Here is a 16,959-nt window from a genome sequence, read left to right as displayed (position 1 = left end):
CTCACGAAACCGCTTTTTCACATTGTGGACATGACATTTTGGAATAATTAAACCAAAAAGCCACGAACGCAATCCGTCCGTGACTTATAAATTCGTTACAAACCTCTATTCAAGTCGTCAGCTTCGCATATAGAAGGAAGAATAACATATCTTCACCCACGATAACGTAGTTCGGAACCTGATAGATCAGATCCACAATAACGAATGCAGCCAGTACGCCAACCATCGTTACCAGATGAATCGGACGAAGTCTTGAGTGTGCATGTCGGTAACGATGGAACACGAGCGAGGTCGACAGGAAGTAGAGCAGTACAGATCCGAAGCCAAATCCCAGCATGAATACATAGTTAAGTTCATTCAGGTACAACAGCTGAATTGAAGCGGCGATCATGCTCATTGAAATGTAGATGAACAGATGGCCATAGATGATCGCTTGCCCGGCCGCCTGAATCTCCTTGCTGACCTTTTTCTCCACGTTATCGAAATACTGCCACCACATCGCAATGACGAATATGGAAGTAAAGGCGGCAAACAGGATGGATCTCAGATCCCAGTGATCGGCCTGCAGTACAGCAATAATACTAACTACCGACTCACCGAGCAGGATAAGTGTAAAGAGTGCAAAGCGTTCGAGCAGGTGATGCGTCTGGATCGGTACCTTCACCAGATTTTTGCGTCCAATCAGCGGAAGTACGATATCTACGGCAATCCCCGCATACAGGACGACGTAACGCACCCAGGAATCGAAGAACAGAGAACCTGAGGAGATCAGAATACCGATGATAAAGCAGATACCCAGATAACGGGCGGCCTGTTGTTGATGTGTGCTTTTGGACTTGTGAACCGTAAGATACTGAATCGCGGTAAATGCCCTCGAACCGATATATCCTACGAAGAATGACAGGTAATATTGATCAAAGTGGGTCGAAAGACTTGCCGTCATCACGAGAACCGACAGAAGCTGAAGGATGAGAAAGATACGATGGCTGAGGACATCCTGACCGTATCGATTAATGAATAGGGTCTGTCCCACCCATGCCCACCAGACGGGGATGAAGATCAATACAAATTTCATTAGATATTCAAACGAAATAACGCCGTGTTCGGCATGCAGCAGGACATGTCCTGCTTTGGATACGGCTGCCACGAAGAGCAAATCGTAAAACAGCTCCAGCCAGGTAACCTTTTTCTCCATCATCCTTCGATGCTCCTTTGGGTTCAAGTCTTCATTTGCCTTATGTAAAAGTTAATCCATTCGCGGCCGGAACATCGTTCTGGCCGCTATGGTTTATATTGTCCATTACTGAGCAGCTGTTGCAGGTTCCAACGTTCTTACCACGATCGGCTGCAAATTGCCTTCGATCTGTTCACGATACTGTTCGAACCACTCTGGCAGCATCAATTTTTCTCCGAGTGCATCAGCAGGTTCATCTTTGGCAAATCCCGGTGGATCTGTTGCAATCTCAAACAGGATTCCGCCTGCTTCTCTGAAGTAGATAGCATTGAAATATTGACGGTCGCGGACTGGGGTTGGTTGGTAGCCATATTGGTATACGGCCCCTCTCCATGCCTCATGCTCTTCAAAATCTTTGGCACGCCACGCAATGTGGTGTACTGTGCCAGAGCCGCCTACACCCAGAGGTATACGGGTAACCGGAACGTCCACGACGTTGCCGATATCTCCGCTGGAACGGAAACGGGCATACGCTTCGTTTTCATCCACTTTGACGAATCCCAGAATGTTCTCCAGCGCATCCATTGTTCTCTGCGGATTCACACTGAACAATACAGCACCGCCGAAGCCTTTGATCGCTTTGTTTGCCGGAATTCCTTCATGCTCCCATGTGCTGGCAGCACCCTCTTCCCGTTCAACAAGCTCAAGCCGCAAACCTTCGCTGTCTTCGAATTGAAGTAGCTCTTCATTGAAGCGACTTGTTTTGGTAACCTCAATGTTATAACGTTCCAGCCGATCCTGCCAGAAGCCAATAGTCCCAGGAGGAATGACATAAGAGGTAATACCAACTTGGCCGCCGCCAATTTTGCCTCGAGGTGATCCGGCAGATGGGAAGAAGGTAATAATGGTGCCCGGGCTGCCTTTTTCATCCCCGAAGTACAGATGATACACGTCTGGTGCATCGAAGTTGATTGTTTTTTTCACGAGACGAAGTCCCAGAACCCCAGCGTAAAAGTCGACATTGGCCTGTGGATCTCCCGCAAAAGCCGTAATATGGTGGATACCTGCAGTTTGAAGTTTCATTAAAAATTCCTCCTTGGATTTTCGAATTGGGTATGGTGGTTTTAGTTTTTATAGTTATTGTAATTTGTATTATCTTTATTTTAAGATATATGATCGATTGAATTTAGTTGTTGTTTTGGCTTGCTTGTTCCTGTTTCAATTTGTCCGGAGTAACGTCATCGCCGTTCGGATCATAGATGGTGACATTCAGCAGAATATCATTGATCGAACCGCGAAAGATTTGCAGGTATTCCTGGCGCAGACGAATTTGTTCCGCTTTCTCCATCTCTGTCAGTTCTGCCTCTTTAGCTTTTCTGGAAAGTTCATTTATTCTGGTCAATGTTGGAATCATCATCTTGATCTCTCTCCTTGTAATTGGATTTAGATATTATTCTTAGGTGTTATGTTCCTTTGAATTAAATATCTTAAATTAAAGATAAATCATTTTTGAGATATTGTCAACACTTTTATCAAAATGAAATTGCAAAAGAAAAAAGGCTCCATGCAGAGTTTCCACTCCGATGTGAGCCCTTCCTAAATTCCAATATGTTAAACCAGCTTTTGACCACAGTTGGGACAGAAGTTGGCTCCTTCATTTTTGGCACCACAGTTCGGACAGAAGTTCGGCTTCTTGGCCCCCTCGGAAGAAGATCCTTCCTTGGGCGCGGATGGTTGATCCGTATTTTGGCCTGAACTTTTATTGTTATTATTTTGATTCTGGGCTTGATTCTGGTTCATGTTCTTCATCATTTCGTTAGCCATATTCATGCCCATCATCATGCCCGCCATATCCGATGCGGCGCCGCCGCCTTTCACCTTGCCGGATGCGATGCCATCCGTCATGCTAACCTGCTGGTATTTCTGCAGATTACCGATCATCTCATGCGAAGCGGTCTTCGTGATCATATCCTGAATCTCTTGCGGGTAATTGAAACTCATCACCTGAAATCCGGTAATGCCAATTCCGATGTCCATCATTTGCATATCCAGGTCTTCTTGTATGCCTTGTGCAATCTCCGACGCGTTCGCCTGCAGGTTGAACATATCCTTGCCTTCACGGCTGATCCACTTCATAAGCAGCTGATCCAGTACAGAAGTCATGCGGATTTTGACATCCTCGACCAGATAGCTCTGCTTGATGCCGGCAATTTTATCAATGAGCGTGACGTAGTCACTCACTTTGAAGTTGAACGTACCGTTGGCTCGAATCGGCATTCCGCCCGGAAGCTGAGGTGTCGGAATCAGTACAGGGCTTTGCGTTCCCCACCGAACGGTAAATTCTTTTGTATTCACGAACAGCACTTCGACCCGCATGCCGCTGTTGAACCCGAATTTAAACCCTTTTAATGTAGACAGAAACGGAATGATCTCGGAATCAATATTAAATGAGCCTTCATCTTCAAAGATTCCCTCAACCTTGCCGTTGTTCAAAAAGATCGCATCCTGACCCGAACGGATAATCAGCTTACTGCCCTTTTTGATCTCCCTGTTGCTCCACTTCCAGAAAATCATGTCATCTCTGAATTCTTCCCATTCCACTACATTCGAAAATTGATTTTTGAAAAATCCCATATTCGTTCCCATCCCTTCTATGTGGTACTAATACAAATGTTAAAACGATCTGCTGCTTCCGCTATGTGAATGGCCGCCTCGGGTGGTACCTCCACCACCGCCGCCTCCGCCGCCGTTGTTATTGTTTCTTTCTATTTTTTGTTTGGTGACCGTTGTGCGGATATACCGATCCTGACGATCAATTACACTGGAGGCACTGGAATCCTCATATGTCGCTCGATTGACGGTGACTCTTCCTCCTGAACGAAAGGCCATCACCCCAACTACGATTCCTCCGATCGCCACGGATGCAGCGAGCTGAAACCAGGTTTTGAATAGAATGTTATCCGGGTTCACACCCGGTTTAATTCCCATGTATTTATAGGACAGGTCCAGATACTTCTCAAAAGCCAGTCTATAATTCCCATCGGTTACATCCGGGGCAATTTTGGCTGTAATTTTATCAGCCCTCCCGTTGTCGATATACTCTTCTCCTTTGTAAAAGCCAGCCAAATACATTTTTCGATTGTACATGTCGAGTGTCAAAATGACCGTGTTTCCGTGTGCCTTATCGTAACCGGGCGCTCGCTCGTCGTAGAAATCCTCCGTTAACAATTCTTCACTCTTGTGCTCTTCATTATTGGAAGTAAAAATAACAAAATCCGTCTGCCTCTCGGCTCCATACTCATTCGCCAGTGCGTTCAATTCACTTTTCTCCTGCTCACTCAGCAGATTGGCCTCATCATAGATGAGATTTTTACCCTCGGCTGCCGAGGCAGTCTGAACAGTCAAAAAGGAGAATGTCAAACTAAACACCATCATTACCAGGGCGGTTACCATTGCAAGCTGTTTGACCTGTTTCACAGGAACCCACCTCCCATCATCCAGGAGATCAGTTTCAAGGACAACAAGGACACAGCGGAAACACCTGCGAACCATCCGGCCACTTTGGCTTTGCTAATGGGAGGTTTGCCGACCACTTTTCCCGTTTGACCATTCATGGCAAAGGTATATTGGGCACGATTGAAATCGTAATAGACCATCCATACAGGAAGCAGCACATAGTCTGCATTTTTAAGTGTCGTATCAATTTGTTTGTCCGTGTAACTTACACTGTTATAACCGGATACGGTTGAAGCGATATACGAATCAATATAAGATCGGGTCTTCTCCTTGGCCCGCGGATATAACTCTTCATCGGTATAGCTGTATTTCTCTGCAATGTATCCCGCAAGATACGGGGTCTTGAACTCTTTCAGCTGGTTATAGGGAAACGGCTCCAGCTTATCCATCAGCTCATCCTTCATTTTCTCCGAAGCGTCAATGGGCAGATTCACATAGTTGAGCCGGATTTTCCGGTAAATATCAAAATGCTGTGTCTCCGTATAATGGTAGTCGCCTTGCGTGTAGGTTCTCACCTTGGTTCCGCGGCCGTGAACTTCGATTTTGTTATGTAACTCATATAACCAGAACGGCACATACATCCCGGTAATATTCTGAATCCGGTCTGCACTCATGAATCCGCTCGGAGTCAGCAGGCCATTCCGGCACCACTTTTTGAATGCCTGCTTGGCCTGCTCCTTGCTGATGGAAAAAGGAATAACCTTGACGGGTGCCAGATCCCCCGTCAGCCGATCGCTCAGCACAACAGCTGCCCCGCAGAAGCTGCACGTGGTTGCACTCGTCTCCGGTTCTGTGACGATATCCGCGCCGCAGCTGTTACAGTGATATTGCTTCACTTCATTTTCCGTGAACACCTGTTTCTTGAGCGGATCAGGGATTTGCTCAATGTTGTCCTGTCGCCCACAGCTCGGGCAGGATAATGAACCTGTCGCGCTGTCAAAAACCATACCACTGCCACAGTTGGGACACTTGTATTCAATAACTGGCATCTGCTCACCTCAATATTAACGAAATAGTATCGTATCCATCCTAATTATTCTTCAGCTTCTCCTGGATTGCTGCGAGTTCTTCCTCCGCACTGGGAGCTGTATTGTCACTATTACCCGCTTCCGCGTTCATTTCTCTCTCGAGCTGCGCAATAAGTTCATCCAGATCATCTTCCTGCTTCCCTGCCCGGAGCTCGGCAAGTGCCTCTGCTTCATTCAAAGCCTGATTGGCCTTCTCTTCCATCGCCTGAAAAGCCGCGTTTGCTTTTCCTGCTGAAGCATTGCGTTCATTGGCCTGCTGCTGAGATTTCGCCTCTGCCATTCTGCCCTTCAGCTCGGTATGTCTGGCTTCCAATTGTCCCAGGTCTGCTACCAATTTCTCATTCATATGCTTCATCATTTTGGCTTTCGCGGAGGCACGCTCATACGCTGCCTGTAATTCGTTCCATTTCTCCGTCTGCTTCACTTTCTTCTCCAGAAAACTCCGGGCCTTATCTTCATCGCCTGATTCTGCCGACTTCTCTGCATACCGCTGCAATTTCTTAACCTCAGCGCTGCATTCGTCCAAAGCTCGCTTCGCCCTGCTCTCCTCTGACAGAACTGCCGCCGTCTCCGCTTTCACCTGGCCCAGATCACTGCTCAAACTCCGCATATATTCATTCACGGTCTTCTCCGGATCTTCCGTCCGAGCCAGCAAGCTGTTCACATTGGCCTTCATCACGTCCCTAAACCTCGATAAGATTCCCATTCCTGTGTTCCTCCTCCGAAAAGTTTACATACACCCTATAATACATGAATTCCAAGAACGAGGTTTCATTTCCCTGGATTGGCTGACATTTCCCAAATGAAAAACCATCAGCTCCTGCTGATGGTTGCTCTTACGCTGCACTATCCATTTTTAACAGTATGGCTATCCGGATCAGGCGGGAAGACTCTCTACCGCGGTAAAGAATACATCCAGCAGTTCTACACCAAAGTTTGCCTCAACATATGCCGTAATATGCTTCAGGTCCTCTTCGTGCTGATACTCCAGACATGGACGACCTTCGCTCCAGAGCACCCTGCACATAAACTCATTAACCACGCATTGAATGATATGATCCTGCTCTACCGCTTCACGAAATGCTGACATCGAATGACGCTCCTTTCTTCCCTTTCCATCGTTGATGCTTATGTATTATTTTGAAAAAATGGATTCCGAACTTCCGTGATAATTATCACAAGGTCGCAGTTCAGCAAACAGCATGGCTAATCGCTACTCTGCCATCCTGCACCTAAGCTTCTAGAGCAAAGATGCCAATCCCTCGTAAGTTGGCTATAATAAGGGAACCATTAAATGAGATTTCTATAAAAGGCAGGAACACTATGCGTACACGAGTTCATATCATTGCTCCCTACGAATCCATGACTACCATTATACAAGAATGCATTCCCCGGTTTCCTCAATTATCGATTCAATGCGATGTGGGAGACTTGGCAAAGGGAGCCGAACTGGCTTCACAAGCCGAACGAAACGGGGCCGAAATTATCATTAGCCGTGGGGGTACTGCACAGCTGATCAAGGAAGCCGTCACCATTCCCGTCATTGATGTGCAGCTCTCGGGATATGACATGATTCGTTCCTTGACTCTGGCCAGCCAGTTTAACGGCAAAACGGCCATCGTTGGCTTTTCCAATATCACCTCAGGTGCACAGTCCATTATTGACCTGATGGACCTGCCCCTCAAGGTATACACGATTCGCAGTTCCGAAGATGTCGCCAGGCTGCTGCTGGAGCTGAAAGCATCCGGGTACCGTCAGATTGTCGGAGATGTGATCACCGTAGACACCGCCAGAACCTATGGGCTCGAAGGGTTACTGATTCAGTCTGGCAAGGAAGCCATTCTGCGCGCCCTTGAAGATGCCCAGCTGGTATTTCGCTATCTGAGCAAGAACCAAGCCATTTCAGTCATTTTGAACAACCTGGTCACACAGGAGCACCCCAATCTGCTTATTTTAGATGAACGGAACGATATTGTATTTGAAAACCTGACCGATTTCGAGCAGAATCCACTGACGGATAATTACATTCATTTGATAAATACCAATCTGGAGTTTGAGCAATCCCAGGTTCAACATGTGTTCATGGTCGACGATTATCAGCTGACGGTAACGGCCCATGAAACGACGCTGAATAATAAGGGTTATAAAGTCTACACGCTTGAAAAAGGACAGCCCTACCAGTTTGCACAATTCGGCATAACCACCTACACGGATATAACCATCGAGCCCATTGTTGCCGAATCACCAGCCATGCAGGTGATGTTGAAGAACATTCGGGCTTTATATGAAAATCACGAACCCATCTATCTGCTCGGACATGCGGATTCAGGCAAATCATTTCTGGTAAAACACATGCATCAGATGTACTCAGGCGGTGGACTTCTGCTGCAAATAGACCTGTCGCAGGTACCTGCCGGTCATTTGCATAAAATACCGCTCTCCAAGGTCCGCAACGTGGAGCTAAATCATATCGAACAGCGGCTCCATGATGAAGAGGTGACCTCATTCATTGAAATCTGTCTAAACAGGCAGATTGGTGTATTCATTCTGGGAGAAGAACCCTTGAATCCCTATTGGACGCTTGATATCGAGCTGAGTACCATGATGATGCCAAGTCTTGCGGACAGGCTGGAGGATCTGGCTCCACTGATCCAGCAGTTCCTTACCGACTATTATCATAAGTATGGAACCGCTGCGGTGAAGATCAAAGAGGATGCTCTGCAGTTAATCCGGGAGCAGGTTCCACAAATGACAGTCAGCCAGCTGAAGCATCTTATCAAACAGGCTGCCCTGAATGAGCAGGATTATGTGATCTCAACAGCTACGTTGTCCCGCCTGCTTAATCAGCATTCTGCATCGAACACGATGAGGTTGAACGGTACGCTGAAAGAGATCGAGAAGGAAATTATTCAACACGTTCTGCAGGAGGAAAACAATAATCAATCCAAGGCTGCAGATCGCCTGGGGATTAACCGGGCCACACTTTGGCGCAAACTTAAAGAATAATCTTTAAGTTTGTGCTTTTTTTATCGCCCATTGTGTTGCATTATTAAACACTTTAATGATTACTTAAAATTTACAGCAAATTATTGTTGCTAAAATAAACAATCTGCGTTAAGATAGTCCCTGCAAGCGCTTCATGAAAACGATTACTCACTTAAAGGAGCTACTACTATGAACATTAAAGCGACATTAGATCGTATTCCTGGCGGTATGATGGTTGTCCCGCTGTTACTTGGTGCAACGATTAACACATTCTTCCCCAATGCCTTGCGGATTGGCGGATTTACCGAAGCCCTGTTCGTTAACAGTTCAAGCACGCTGATCGCTTTGTTCCTCCTAATTGCCGGAACACAAATTACGTTCAAGACAGCCGGTTCATCTGTCGGTAAAGGTATTACACTGCTTGTGTTCAAGTGGGCTGTTGGTGCAATATTAGGTTTGATCGCCATTTTCTTCGCGGATTCCAATGGATTATTCCTTGGTCTGGCACCGCTTGCCATTATTGCTGCGATGACGAATTCCAACGGCGGACTGTACATCGCCCTGGCCGGACAATACGGCAAAGAGGATGACAAGGCAGCTTATCCATTCCTCGCACTCAGCGACGGACCTTTTCTTACCATGGTTGCACTCTCTATTTTCGGTGCAATGGGCTTCGCCAATGGTATGTTCTCCCCGATGGCTTTTGTAGCGGTACTGCTTCCACTGATCGTCGGAGTGGTTATTGGTAACCTGGATCGCAGCTTGGCTGAATGGCTGCATAAAGGCAGTGACAAGCTCGTTCCATTCTTCGCCTTTTCACTCGGTATGGGAATCAACTTCTCGTCTATCATTCAAGGTGGACTAAGCGGCATCATGCTGGGTGTAATTACAGTATTGATCACTGGCGGGGTTGGCTACCTGCTCTTCAAAGCCATCGGCTGGAATCCTATTGTCGGAGCTTCGGAAGGTTCAACAGCCGGTAACGCTGTAGGTACACCTGCTGCTATCGTGGCTGCTAATGCTTCATTTGCCCCAATTGCTGAAATTGCTACCGTACAGATTGCAGCCAGTGTCGTAACCACCGCTATTCTATTGCCGATCTTCATCGGTTTCCTATCCAAACGGTTGGAGAAATCAGGCGGGGTCGAGAAATACAATCAAAGACCGACCACATAAAGCAACGAACTTATCCAGAGCGGACATGAATTCACTTTTTCTCAAGGAGGCGAGAACAGCATGAAATTAGCCATTATTGCAGATGATCTGACTGGTGCCAATGACAGCGGGGTTCAGCTTGCCCGTCATGGCTTGAAAACCAGTGTATTATTTAACATGGACGAGAATAATATTCGTCATTACGATGCTGTTGTTTTCGACACGGACAGCCGTTCCATTGCCTCGGATGAAGCTTACCAGCGCGTTCGTAATGCAGCCGAGTTTCTGACGAGAAATGGATTCGATACCATTTTCAAAAAAATGGATTCCACCATGCGTGGTAACATTGGAATTGAGATTGATGCGCTGTACGACGTGATTAAACCGGATTTCATGATGATTGCACCCGGTTATCCGAAGAATAATCGTACGATCCTAAGCGGAGTACACTACCTGAACGGAATTCCACTGGCAGACACCGAGATCGCGAACGATCCCAAAACACCTGTGACTGTTTCGTATCTTCCGGAACTGCTTAAGCTTCAGACGAAGTATGAAGTAGGAGAAATCAGCGTATCGGATCTGGAGGCAGGCAAGGAGCATATCCAGAAGAAGTTAACCCAGTTCAAAGAAAACGGCATTCCCTACGTACTTGTGGATTCGACGGAGGAACTGCATCTGGAGCAAATCCTGCAAATGACCAGCGAGCTGGAATATTCCTTTGCATGGGCAGGCTCTGCAGGAATTGCCAACTATCTTCCCGGACATTTCAGTCTGGAGGGTAAATCAACGGAACTGACTATACCGGGAAATTCCGGGCCCATTCTTACTGTCGTAGGCAGTGTTAATAAAAACTCGCGTGCCCAGTTGAAGAAACTGCTGGATCAGACCAGCGTTTCCTCTGTTGCATTCCACTCCTTCAAAGCCGTATCCGCTGCAGCTGATCGGACAGAGGAAATGGAGCGTGTATATAAAGAAGTAAAAGCCAAGTCCCTTGCAGGCCATGACGTTGTCTTGTATTCCACGGCAGAGCAGGTTGATATTGAACTGGCACGTGCCACGGGTGAAGCCCGCGGTCTGGATCATACCGAGGTCAGCAACGAAATCGTACGGGCCATGGGTGAGATTTGTGCCAGATTGCTTGAAGAGGGGAATTTCAAGGGTGTATCCATGACCGGTGGGGACACCGCCAAGCAAATTTGCATGAAGTGGAATATTAGCGGCTTCGAGCTGCTGGACGAACTTGAGATTGGTGTTCCAATATCCAAGTTTATCGGAATAGAAGACTTACATGTCATTACCAAAGCAGGAGGCTTCGGCACACCAGAAGTCTTCATCCATGCGATTGAAAAATTAAAAGGAGGGATTCCAGTATGAAACCCACAGTTGGAATTACAATGGGCGATGCAGCAGGTATCGGACCCGAGATTATTATGAAGGCACTAGGCCATCAGGAGGTCTACGACAACTGCAACCCACTCGTTATTGGTGATGCAAAAATATTGAAACGCGTTCTGCCCGTCATCGGATCAAGCTTGAACGTCAATGCCATTCAGGAGCCTTCGGAAGCCAAATATGAATTCGGCACCGTGGATGTCATTAATCTGGATCTCATCCCTGCCGATCTCGAATATGGAAAGGTGTCTCCTATAGCGGGAGATGCAGCCTTTCAATTCCTGGCCAAGTCCATTGATCTGGCCAAAAAACAGCAGATCAACTCCATCTGCACTGCCCCTCTGAACAAGGAGGCCTTGCACCAAGGTGGACACCTGTATCCGGGACATACCGAAATTCTGGCCGATCTGACCGATACACAGGATTTCTCCATGATGCTTACGACGCCTAACCTACGGGTTATTCACCTGACAACACACATGGGCTTGATCGATGCGATTGCCAGCATCAATCCCGAAAGAACCTACACGGTGGTTAAGCTGGCACACGATACACTCAAAAAAGCAGGCTTCGAGAATCCACGTGTAGCGGTATGCGGCATTAACCCTCACGCAGGTGAGAACGGCTTGTTCGGTAATGGTGAAGAAGAAGAAAAACTTCAGCCAGGTATCGAGCGTGCGCAGCAGGAAGGCATTAACGTGGTTGGTCCTCTCCCTGCAGATACACTGTTCTTCCGTGCAGGCCGCGGCGACTTCGATATCGTAGTTGCTTGCTACCATGATCAGGGACATGCACCGATTAAAGTTATGGGCATCGAAGAAGGCGTGAACATCACCGTTGGCTTAAAAGGCGGAATCATCCGCACTTCCGTTGACCACGGTACAGCCTTCGATATCGCTGGTAAAAACATCGCCGATGACAAAAGCATGCTGGCAGCCATTCGCTCTGCCATTGAGCTTGCCCCAAAAATGTAAATGTAACCGAACGTATTCAAACGTATTCCTTTATTGAAGTTAAATAAAGCAGCGATTCTCCCCAGTCGGGAAGAATCGCTGCTTTTTCTTTTTTGATCGACCAAGCCTGTTTCCGAAACCTTAGGGTGTTTGACCAGTCCCCGCCAGAATCCAGGAATACACTAATATCACTTCTTTGATCTTGTTCGGTTATCCATAAAAAAACATCAACAAACCTGAGGGGGAAATTAGCATGAAGATCCGCTACAGTATCATTATTGCAACCTATAACCGGGCCCATCAGTTACCGCTTACACTGGCGGCTTTTGAGGCGCAGACCTACCCAAAACATCTTTTTGAAGTTATCGTCGCTGATGATGGTTCAACGGATGGAACGAAAGAACTGGTTGAAGCTTATCGTGCTTCATATTCGTTGACCTATGTATCCCAAACAGAACAGCGCGGCAGATCTGCGATCCGTAATTTGGGGCTCCAGCATGCCCAAGGGTCGTATGTTATCTTTTGCGATGCTGACTTTCTGGCACTACCCGAGTTTATTCGAACCGTGCGGCAGTATCATCGTAAAAATCCAAGAGCTGTGGTTTCTGGCTTTCCGCATTCTTTCGATGGTTCATATACCCACTACTATCCGGACTTTTCCCCAGAAGAGAAAGAACATTGTCATGCGGTCCTCGCAGCATCAAACTCATGGCGTCCCGAACTAGAAACTGCGAATGAAATTATTCCGTTGGTAACACCCGCAGATATCATTCATCATACAGATGCTTTGTCAAGAGTGGTTTTCCCATCCAAAATGCCGCCGGGTGTCATCAAACAATTTGCGAGCACAGATGTAGCTCCCTGGATGGTGTTTGTTACTCGGTGTGTAGCCGTTAGACGTAGTCTGTTGAATCGAGTAGGGGGTTTTAACGAAAGATATGTACTTTATGGGCTTGAAGATTGGGATTTGGGTTACAGGCTGCACTGTTTGAAAGTGCCTTTCTATTGCATCAAAGAGGTCGTAGGCTATCATCAGGAGCACCCAACCCACTTCCGGGGGGATGTGCTCAATACGGAGAATCTGCGAATCATGTTGGAAACCTATGGGTTCAATGATTCCGCACTGAATTTATTTTGCGTTGTGCCTCCATCCGCTGACCTAGAAACCTACAAGAATACACTGAGGGTTTTGCGCAGAGGGTTCCGGTCCAGAACAACACGTTCTTCCGCACGGTTGTTAAAAAGGACACTACGAATTGCAGCCAAGCAGTTCTTACTCCAATCTGATGCAGAGGCATACAAAAAATCATTAGCTAAAATACAGCGAAGAGCAACAGGCAGGAAAAGCAGAGTGGCTCGTGTTTTACGAGATATGGTACAAAGGTCTGAAAAATTGGTGGAGTAGGTTAGGACTCACGTTAGAAGCTTAAAAAGTACTGATGGGTTGAAAATTTAAATTTAATTCTTCTTTTCAAATAAGAACACAACAAAAAGCCTCCTATCTGCATCTCTGCAGATGGGAGGCGTCGTTTCCCTACATACTCGTTCTTCTCACCTCTATGGTGAATAGTACGGTTTCATTATTTACTTTAAAATTCTTCGTATTCGCTCGGGTCCTGTCCCCATAACCGTCCATCTTGACGATTGAACGACGAGATGACTTCCATCTCCTGCTCGCTCAACTCAAAATCGAAGATATCGATGTTTTCCTTCTGGTGTTGAAGGGAGCCTGCTTTCGGGATTGGAATGGAACCCAGCTGGGTATGCCAGCGCAAAATGACCTGTGTTCCCGTTTTGCCACGAGCTTCCGCTATGCGGAGGATCTTCTCATCCTTCACCACATCCTGCACGGCATCATTACCGCGGCCAATAGGACTCCAGGATTCATTGACAATACCATGCTCTGAATCCTTCTTCCGCTGCTCAGCTTGGTCAAAAAACGGATGCAGCTCGATCTGGTTCAGACTTGGGGCGACCCCAGTCTCCTTAATCAGACGCTCATTATGTTCAGGCAGAAAGTTACTAACTCCGATGGAACGGATATATCCACGTTTCTTCGCCTCAATGAGTGCCTGCCAGGCTTCTACATACTTATCCTGCTTCGGATTCGGCCAGTGAATGAGGTATAGGTCATAGTAATCCAGATCTGCTCTGTATAAGGATTCCTCGATGGCTACGATCGCCTTGTTATAATCGTGATAACGCCCAGGCAGTTTGGAAGAGATCAGCAGGTCTTCTCTCGTAACGGAGCTCTGCTTGATGGCCTTTCCGACTGTCGCCTCGTTCTCATAGTTATAGGCCGTGTCAATCAATCGGTAGCCTACATCCAGTGCAGACACGATGGATTTAACGCCTTCTGCACCTTTTAAGCTATAGGTGCCAAACCCAATTGCCGGTACTTTCAAGCCATCATTCAACGTATATTCCGGAATTTGATGATTCATCTGAAGACTCTCCTTTGCTAAAAGGTATACAAAACGATATGAAAATTAGCTAGTCCCTCTCGTTTATTCTACCCCTCCATACACGATTGAATCAATTCTTTCCAGACGGCGCAGGCCTTCATTAAGCAAATGAGCTGAACTCAGTATCCTTTGGTATTCATATTTTAGTAGCCACGTGAAAATTGCGGGCTTTCCTTAAGCTGAACGATATCGTGGCCCGTTGGATTTTGGAAAGCACGAAGACCAAACGTCGGCGCCACGGCAAAGATGTGGTCAAAGATATCCGCTTGAACTGCTTCATACACAGCCCAGGTGATATCGTTGCTGAAGGCATAGATTTCAAGTGGCAGTCCGTTATCTCCCGGCGCTAACTGTCTCACAATCAGCGTCATATCCTGATGAATCTTAGGATGATTCCTCAGATATTGATGGATGTATTCCCGGAATACCCCGACATTGGTCAGTTGTCTTCCGTTCACTTTGCTTTCTGTATTAATCTGGTGTTCCATGTTGTACTCATTAATTTCACTTAGTTTTGTATCAACATAGTCCGTAAGGTAGTGGATCTTCTGGAACTCCTTAATCATTTCTTCGGTACAAAAGGTAATGCTGCTTGTATCGATATAGACACTTCGCTTAATCCTTCTGCCGCCGGATACCTGCATGCCTCTCCAGTTCCTGAACGAGTCCGATATCAAGGCATAACTCGGAATCATCGTGATCGTTTTATCAAAATTCATAACCTTTACCGTATTTAGTGTGATGTCGATGACGTCACCGTCTGCATTATATTTCGGCATTTCAATCCAGTCGCCTACACGCACCATGTCATTCGACGATAATTGAACGCCTGCCACGAGGCCCAGAATGGAATCCTTGAAGACCAGCATCAGCACCGCCGATAACGCACCAAGACCACTAAGAATGATCAATGGATTCTGACCAATAAGGCTCGAAATGACGATAATGCCCCCAATGATGAAAAGAATAATCTTGGCGACCTGGATATAACCTTTGATTGGCCTGATCTTGGATACTTCATAGGAACGATATATGTCATCAAACACATTAAGTAAGGCATTGAAGACCGTAATCATGATGACAATCATGTAGGTCAATGCAGCCTTTTCGATCAAGGCCTGATAGGATGGAAAGACATAAGCAGAATAGTAGATAATAATGGCCGGCACGAGATGCGACAGCTTGTGGAACAGCTTTTTCTCCACAATGATATGGCCCCATTTGTACCGATTATTATTGACGATATGATGAATCGTCTTCAGCACGATTCTTTTGGCTATATAATTCGCCAGGATGGAGACCACCGCAATAAAAATAACCATGATGATGTTTGAAAGAATGCCAATGGTTTGTTCACTCATGCCCGTTCCGTCTAGTTGTTTTTTGATAAAATCCATTGTTTCCTCCTAACGCAGTCTAGTTTAGCTTTTCATTATAAATGACTCTCTGGTACGAAGCAAAATTCAAGATAAGAGGCACTATGTAAAAGGTATGCTAGTTTGTTGGAGTTAAGAATCAAGAGTAACTATAGACATATAGAGTGCTTTTTCTAAATAAAAAAATACAATTATGGTAAACTATACTTATCATATATATTATTACAGGAGGTGATTGACTTGAGGAAAAATATTGGTTTGGTTTTCTTATTGGTCCTAATTCTAAGTATAACGGCTGCGTGCTCTTCGAGTGAGAGTGAGTCAGCGATTACTCTTGATGATATTGTCACCGAGTTCCAAGAGGCTGGACTTGAGGTCGAAGCTCCAACGGAGTCTATTAGTGAAGATCATGTATTGGCTAACTTAGGGCTTATAGACGAGCAACCCTTTCTAGTTCCGGCCTTGGGTGAAGGAGAGGGTGGTTATCTATTCTTGTTTGAGAATAAAACCGATCTTGAAAAACTGAAGGATTTTTACGAGGAACCTGTAAAATCAACGCTAATGCCTAATTCGCATGCCTATGCCCAAGATAATGTCCTTTTACAGATGAGTGATCAAATGAGTCAAACGGAGTTTGATCGATATGTAGAGGTTATCAAGGATTTATGAGGAAGTAGATAGCTCATCATTAGTGATTCTTTAACAGGTTGCGCCTCATATAAACCGAAAAGCCACCAACCAGAATGTCTGGCTGATGGCTTTCTTGTTGTTTCGCTTTAATGGAGGCGAGGGAGAGTCGAACCCCTGTCCGAAGATAACGACACATAAGCTTCTACGGGTGTAGTCACAGTTTTGATGTCACTCAATTTATTTCCAAAAATTCCAAATGACAAATTTAATGCTTGCCTGTCT

The 16,959-nt window shown here is 46.2% G+C and carries 16 protein-coding genes; 6 read left to right on the top strand and 10 right to left on the bottom strand.

Annotated features, from left to right (window positions below; all coding sequences use genetic code 11):
• Nucleotides 1-109: 109 nt before the first annotated feature.
• The 8 genes from CHI14_RS26970 to CHI14_RS26935 all read right to left on the bottom strand — a co-directional run bounded on the left by CHI14_RS26970 (nucleotide 110) and on the right by CHI14_RS26935 (nucleotide 6,808).
• Nucleotides 110-1,198 carry a low temperature requirement protein A gene (locus tag CHI14_RS26970; RefSeq protein WP_095293075.1) on the bottom strand — a complete coding sequence of 363 codons (1,089 nt, stop codon included), beginning with the start codon at nucleotides 1,196-1,198 and terminating at the stop codon, nucleotides 110-112.
• 102 nt (nucleotides 1,199-1,300) lie between these two features.
• A complete protein-coding gene (locus CHI14_RS26965; protein ID WP_095293072.1) occupies nucleotides 1,301-2,257 on the bottom strand; it encodes a ring-cleaving dioxygenase in 957 nt (318 codons plus the stop codon).
• A 103-nt stretch (nucleotides 2,258-2,360) separates the two neighbouring features.
• The gene (locus CHI14_RS26960) at nucleotides 2,361-2,588 is read right to left on the bottom strand and encodes a DUF896 domain-containing protein (RefSeq protein WP_095293145.1); all 228 of its coding nucleotides are present in this window, start codon (nucleotides 2,586-2,588) and stop codon (nucleotides 2,361-2,363) included.
• Nucleotides 2,589-2,785: 197 nt separating this feature from the next.
• Nucleotides 2,786-3,808, bottom strand: a complete 1,023-nt coding sequence (locus tag CHI14_RS26955) for an SPFH domain-containing protein (RefSeq protein ID WP_095293070.1) — start codon at nucleotides 3,806-3,808, stop codon at nucleotides 2,786-2,788.
• Between the two features lie 39 nt (nucleotides 3,809-3,847).
• Nucleotides 3,848-4,606, bottom strand: a complete 759-nt coding sequence (locus CHI14_RS26950; protein WP_249281259.1) for a TPM domain-containing protein — start codon at nucleotides 4,604-4,606, stop codon at nucleotides 3,848-3,850.
• A gap of 41 nt (nucleotides 4,607-4,647) precedes the next feature.
• Nucleotides 4,648-5,679, bottom strand: a complete 1,032-nt coding sequence (locus CHI14_RS26945) for a TFIIB-type zinc ribbon-containing protein (RefSeq protein WP_095293068.1) — start codon at nucleotides 5,677-5,679, stop codon at nucleotides 4,648-4,650.
• 40 nt (nucleotides 5,680-5,719) lie between these two features.
• Nucleotides 5,720-6,424 (bottom strand): PspA/IM30 family protein, encoded by a 705-nt coding sequence (locus tag CHI14_RS26940; protein WP_095293066.1) that lies wholly within the window; start codon nucleotides 6,422-6,424, stop codon nucleotides 5,720-5,722.
• Nucleotides 6,425-6,595: 171 nt separating this feature from the next.
• The gene (locus tag CHI14_RS26935; RefSeq protein WP_095293064.1) at nucleotides 6,596-6,808 is read right to left on the bottom strand and encodes a hypothetical protein; all 213 of its coding nucleotides are present in this window, start codon (nucleotides 6,806-6,808) and stop codon (nucleotides 6,596-6,598) included.
• A gap of 233 nt (nucleotides 6,809-7,041) precedes the next feature.
• Between CHI14_RS26935 and CHI14_RS26930 the strand changes: the two genes are divergently transcribed.
• The 5 genes from CHI14_RS26930 (at nucleotide 7,042) to CHI14_RS26910 (ending at nucleotide 13,611) form a co-directional block, all read left to right on the top strand.
• Nucleotides 7,042-8,724, top strand: coding sequence for a sigma-54-dependent Fis family transcriptional regulator (locus tag CHI14_RS26930; RefSeq protein ID WP_095293062.1), 1,683 nt, complete (start codon nucleotides 7,042-7,044; stop codon nucleotides 8,722-8,724).
• A gap of 168 nt (nucleotides 8,725-8,892) precedes the next feature.
• Nucleotides 8,893-9,879, top strand: coding sequence for a 2-keto-3-deoxygluconate permease (locus tag CHI14_RS26925; RefSeq protein ID WP_095293059.1), 987 nt, complete (start codon nucleotides 8,893-8,895; stop codon nucleotides 9,877-9,879).
• Between the two features lie 60 nt (nucleotides 9,880-9,939).
• Entirely contained in the window at nucleotides 9,940-11,235 is a 1,296-nt protein-coding gene (locus CHI14_RS26920; RefSeq protein WP_095293057.1) for a four-carbon acid sugar kinase family protein, read from the top strand.
• Entirely contained in the window at nucleotides 11,232-12,227 is a 996-nt protein-coding gene (pdxA, locus tag CHI14_RS26915) for a 4-hydroxythreonine-4-phosphate dehydrogenase PdxA (RefSeq protein ID WP_095293054.1), read from the top strand. Before CHI14_RS26920 ends, pdxA begins: the two co-directional genes overlap by 4 nt.
• 232 nt (nucleotides 12,228-12,459) lie before the next feature.
• A complete protein-coding gene (locus CHI14_RS26910) occupies nucleotides 12,460-13,611 on the top strand; it encodes a glycosyltransferase family 2 protein (RefSeq protein WP_095293052.1) in 1,152 nt (383 codons plus the stop codon).
• Nucleotides 13,612-13,795: 184 nt separating this feature from the next.
• Here CHI14_RS26910 and CHI14_RS26905 read toward each other — a convergent pair whose 3' ends face one another.
• Together CHI14_RS26905 and CHI14_RS26900 are read right to left on the bottom strand one after the other, a co-directional pair.
• Entirely contained in the window at nucleotides 13,796-14,650 is an 855-nt protein-coding gene (locus CHI14_RS26905; protein ID WP_095293050.1) for an aldo/keto reductase, read from the bottom strand.
• A 164-nt stretch (nucleotides 14,651-14,814) separates the two neighbouring features.
• Nucleotides 14,815-16,068, bottom strand: coding sequence for a mechanosensitive ion channel family protein (locus tag CHI14_RS26900; protein WP_095293048.1), 1,254 nt, complete (start codon nucleotides 16,066-16,068; stop codon nucleotides 14,815-14,817).
• A 219-nt stretch (nucleotides 16,069-16,287) separates the two neighbouring features.
• Between CHI14_RS26900 and CHI14_RS26895 the strand changes: the two genes are divergently transcribed.
• A complete protein-coding gene (locus CHI14_RS26895) occupies nucleotides 16,288-16,716 on the top strand; it encodes a stress protein (protein ID WP_095293045.1) in 429 nt (142 codons plus the stop codon).
• Nucleotides 16,717-16,959: the final 243 nt, after the last annotated feature.

Origin of the sequence: Paenibacillus sp. 7516 (assembly GCF_002272715.1) — a bacterium.
Lineage (GTDB): Bacteria > Bacillota > Bacilli > Paenibacillales > Paenibacillaceae > Paenibacillus > Paenibacillus illinoisensis_A.
Note: the sequence above shows the minus strand (reverse complement) of the source record. Positions and strands in the feature narration are given on the sequence as shown.